The organism is Roseovarius halophilus (ex Wu et al. 2025) (genome assembly GCF_047086965.1).
The window spans coordinates 1-4,215 of sequence record NZ_JBKOTX010000321.1 but is presented as its reverse complement, the minus strand read 5'-3'; the positions used below and the strand labels follow the sequence as shown (position 1 = coordinate 4,215).

Sequence of the window (4,215 nt, the reverse complement as noted above, 5' to 3'; positions counted from 1 at the left end):
GCCGTCTCGCTCGACCGGCTGGCCGCGCTGCAAAACCGGGTCGAATCGTGACGGCTGCGGGGGCTGTGCTGCCGGGTCGCGCCGTCGGACGATGACCGTCAAGCAGGGCGCGCGCCTGCAGCGAGTCCGGGCGCGGCGCGTAGTCCGCCCCGCCGCTGAGTTCGTAAAAAGCGGCGCCCATAAAAGCGAACGACAAGATAATGAAGCGCCACATCGCGCATCCCCCCGAATATCACGCATCAAAGCAAAGCAGCCTGTCTAGAATATCCGATTCGCCGCTTGGCATCACCGGAAAAGCCGCGGACAAGGGCGCCAAGGCGCTTTACGCCGATTCAGCGGAACGGTATCACAGCCTTCATGAACGATCTTGTTGACGAGCCCGATATCGGCCCGGCCCCTCTGGCGGAACCGCTGCGCCGCGCGATCGGCGAGCGCTACCTGACCTATGCGCTGAGCACGATCATGCACCGTGCCCTGCCCGACGCGCGGGACGGGCTGAAGCCGGTGCACCGGCGGATCCTGTACGCGATGCGCGAACTGCGCCTGTCCAGCACCGGGGGGTTCCGCAAGTCGGCCAAGATCAGCGGCGACGTGATGGGCAACTATCACCCGCATGGCGACGCGGCCATCTACGACGCCATGGCGCGGCTGGCGCAGGATTTCGCGGTGCGCTACCCGCTGGTCGACGGACAAGGCAATTTCGGCAATATCGACGGCGACAACCCTGCCGCCAGCCGCTACACCGAGGCGCGGATGACGGCCATCGCCGAGGCGATGCTGGACGGGTTGGGCGAGAACGCCGTCGATTTCCGCGAGAACTACGACGGCACCCTGACCGAACCGGTGGTGCTGCCGGCGTTGTTTCCCAACCTTCTGGCCAATGGCGCCAGCGGGATCGCGGTGGGCATGGCCACCAACATCCCGCCGCACAATATCGGTGAGCTGGTCGATGCCTGCCAGCACCTGATCAAGACGCCGGATGCGCGCGACGATACCCTGCTGAACTACATCCCGGGGCCCGACTTCCCCACCGGCGGGGTCGTGGTGGAGCCCAGGGACAGCATCGCGCAGGCCTACCGGACCGGGCGCGGGGCCTTCCGCCTGCGGGCGCGGTGGGAAGTCGAGGATCTGGGCCGCGGCCAATGGCAGGTCATCGTCACCGAGATCCCGTACCAGGTCCAGAAATCCAAGCTGATCGAGAAGATCGCGGAGCTGATCCAGACGAAGAAGGTGCCGATCCTCGCCGATATCCGCGACGAGAGCGCCGACGACGTGCGCATGGTGCTGGAACCGCGGTCCAAGAACGTCGATCCGGACGTGCTGATGGGCACGCTTTTCCGCAACTGCGATCTGGAAGTGCGGTTCAGCCTGAACATGAACGTGCTGATGGACGGCGTGACGCCGCGTGTCTGTTCGCTCAAGGAGGTGCTGCGCGCCTTCCTTGATTTCCGTCGCGAGGTGCTGCTGCGCCGGTCGCGTCACCGGATGGCCCGGATCGACCACCGGCTCGAGGTCCTGCAGGGGCTGATCACCGCCTTCGTGAACCTTGACCGGGTGATCGAGATCATCCGCTATGACGACGCGCCCAAGGCCGCGCTGATGTACGAGGACTGGAGTACGCCGCACCAGAGCGGGTTGCGCCGGGCCCGGGACGAGGCCGACTATGCCTCGCCGCTTGACGGGGTGGACGCGGCCGCGCTGCAACTGATCAGCGACCCGGCGGCGCAGCCGACGGGAATCCCCGGCGAGGACGCTCAGGAACGGACCGTGCCGCAAAGCTATGCCGGCCGCGAGAACGGGCTGTCGGACGTGCAGGCCGAGGCGATCCTGAACATGCGGCTGCGCTCGCTCCGGCGGCTGGAGGAAGAGGCGCTGATCCGCGAACGCGACACGCTGATGGAGGAACGCGCCGGGCTGGAGGACCTGCTGGCGGACGAGACGCTGCAATGGGGCGCCATCGCCGACCAGTTGAAAGAAGTGAAGAAGAAATTCGGCCCCGGCTACGAGGGCGGTGCGCGGCGCACCGGCTTCGCCGAGGCGGGCGAGGTCGAGGACGTGCCGCTGGAGGCGATGATCGACCGCGAACCGATCACCGTGGTCTGCTCGAAAATGGGTTGGATCCGGGCGATGTCGGGGCATATCGACCTCAACCGCGACCTGAAATTCAAGGATGGTGACGGGCCGCGCTTCATCTTCCATGCCGAGACGACGGACCGGCTTCTGGTGTTCGGCAGCAACGGGCGCTTCTACACGCTTTCGGCGGCCAATCTGCCCGGGGGGCGCGGCATGGGCGAGCCGCTGCGCCTGATGGTGGATCTGCCCAACGAGTCCGAGATCGTGAAGCTGTTCATCCACCGCGCCGGGCGCAAGCTGCTGGTCGCGTCGAGCGCCGGCGACGGGTTCATCGTGCCCGAGGATGATGTGGTGGCGCAGACGCGCAGCGGCAAGCAGGTGCTGAACCTGCGCGGCGACGCCCGCGCGCGGGTCTGCAAGCCGGTCGCGGGCGATCACGTGGCCTGCGTGGGCGAGAACCGCAAGGTTCTGGTCTTCCCCGTCGAGGAGCTGCCCGAGATGGGCCGCGGCAAGGGCGTGCGCCTGCAGAAATACAAGGATGGCGGGCTGAGCGATGCCACCACCTTCACGCTGGCCGACGGGCTCAGCTGGCACGACCCGGCCGGGCGCACCCGCACCGAGACGGGGCTGGACGAATGGCGCGGCAGGCGCGCGGGCACCGGGCGGATGGCCCCGCGCGGCTTCCCGAGAGACAACCGGTTCACCTGAGCCGGCACCCGGGACCGGGCGGCGACACGATGCGCGACGATGACACAAGCTGGCGGGCAAGCTATCAGGGGCGCCGCGGCGCGCTGTTCCGGCTGGCCTTTGTCACCGCGGTGCTGACGGCGGCGACGCTGGGCCTCTACCGTTTCTGGGCCAAGACGCGCGTGCGGCGTTACGTCTGGTCCTCCGTCAGCGCCGACGGCGACAGCCTCGAATATACCGGGACCGGGGTCGAGAAATTGCTGGGGTTCCTGCTGGCGGTGGTCATCCTGGCGGTCTACCTGGGCATTATCCAGATGATCCTGTTCTATTTCGGGCTCTTCCTGTTCTCGGACCCGGAAACCACGGCGCGGCAGGCGGCCCGCATGGCGACCTTTTCCATCACCTTCGCCGCGGTGCTGCCGCTGATCTTCTTCGCGCAGTACCGCGCCCGCCGCTACAAGCTGGCGCGCACGCGCTGGCGCGGCATCCGGTTCGGGATGGCGCGGGGCGCGTGGGGCTATGTCTGGCGGGCGCTGGCGCACTGGGCGCTGACTCTGGCCAGCCTCGGGCTGTTGCTGCCGCGGCAGACCTACTGGCTGGCCAAGTACAGGACAGACCGTAGCTGGTTCGGGACCGCGCGGTTCGATCTTGGCGGGCACTGGCACGGGCTGTACCGCGCGATGCGCCAGCTGATGATCGGCGCGGCGGTGACGGCGGCGGGCGCGGTCCTGCTGGCGCAGGCCGGGCTGCAGATGCCGGGGCGTGCCGCGCTTGGCGGGGCAATCCTGTTTGCCGGGCTGGTCTGGCTGATGGTGGGGGGCGTCGCCTACAGGGTGCAGTCATTCGCCTATCTGGCGCGGCACACGGTACTGGACGGCACCGTTCGTTTCGATGCGGACCCGCGCACCGGCGCCGTGATCGGCACGCTGCTCGGGGGCGGTCTGGGCGTGGCGCTGCTGTCGGCGCTGGCGCTCGGACTGGCGGCGGCGGTGACCGGCCTGTTCTGGGCGATGACAGGCGCAGTGGCGGGCGATGTCACGGACGGTACGGGCCTTGTGGCGGGCGTCGGGGTCATCCTGATGGCGGTTTTCTACATCGGGGCGCTTGCCGTGACGGGCGGCCTGATCCTGGTGTTCATCACGCAGCCGATCGCGGCCCATCTGGCCCGGTCCGTCACCATCCGCGATCCGGGCCACCTGGCCACGATCCGGCAGCGCGACCGCGACACGGGCGCCGACGCGGAAGGTTTCGCCGACGCGCTGGATATCGGCGGGGCGTTCTGATGCTGCCGGTGCGGGGCGATTACTACGACGGGCGCATCGCGGCGCGACGGCGGGTGCAGGTGACGCTGGACGAGCATCGGCGCCCACGACCTCGGCGCCGAGTCGCGCCATGGGTTCGCTCAGCAGTCCGCCGCCGCATCCGATGTCGAGCACGCGCAGCCCCGTGAACGGG

2 protein-coding genes and 1 pseudogene are annotated in these 4,215 nt (G+C 68.4%); 2 read left to right on the top strand and 1 reads right to left on the bottom strand.

Going from position 1 to position 4,215, the window contains the following annotated elements; genetic code table 11:
• Window positions 1-357 precede the first annotated feature (357 nt).
• Together ACH107_RS30545 and ACH107_RS30540 are read left to right on the top strand one after the other, a co-directional pair.
• Window positions 358-2,781: a DNA topoisomerase IV subunit A gene (locus ACH107_RS30545; RefSeq protein WP_412509454.1), complete on the top strand. Its 2,424-nt coding sequence runs from the start codon at window positions 358-360 to the stop codon at window positions 2,779-2,781.
• Window positions 2,782-2,810: 29 nt separating this feature from the next.
• A complete protein-coding gene (locus tag ACH107_RS30540) occupies window positions 2,811-4,043 on the top strand; it encodes a DUF898 family protein (RefSeq protein ID WP_412509453.1) in 1,233 nt (410 codons plus the stop codon).
• Window positions 4,044-4,085: 42 nt separating this feature from the next.
• Here the strand turns inward: ACH107_RS30540 and ACH107_RS30535 are convergent.
• Window positions 4,086-4,215: pseudogene (locus ACH107_RS30535) on the bottom strand (methyltransferase domain-containing protein); the annotation flags it as partial.

Excerpts from the sequence above, each read along its gene's own strand:
- ACH107_RS30545 (WP_412509454.1), top strand. The coding sequence starts at position 358 with ATGAACGATCTTGTTGACGAGCCCGATATCGGCCCGGCCCCTCTGGCG.
- ACH107_RS30540 (WP_412509453.1), top strand. The coding sequence starts at position 2,811 with ATGCGCGACGATGACACAAGCTGGCGGGCAAGCTATCAGGGGCGCCGC.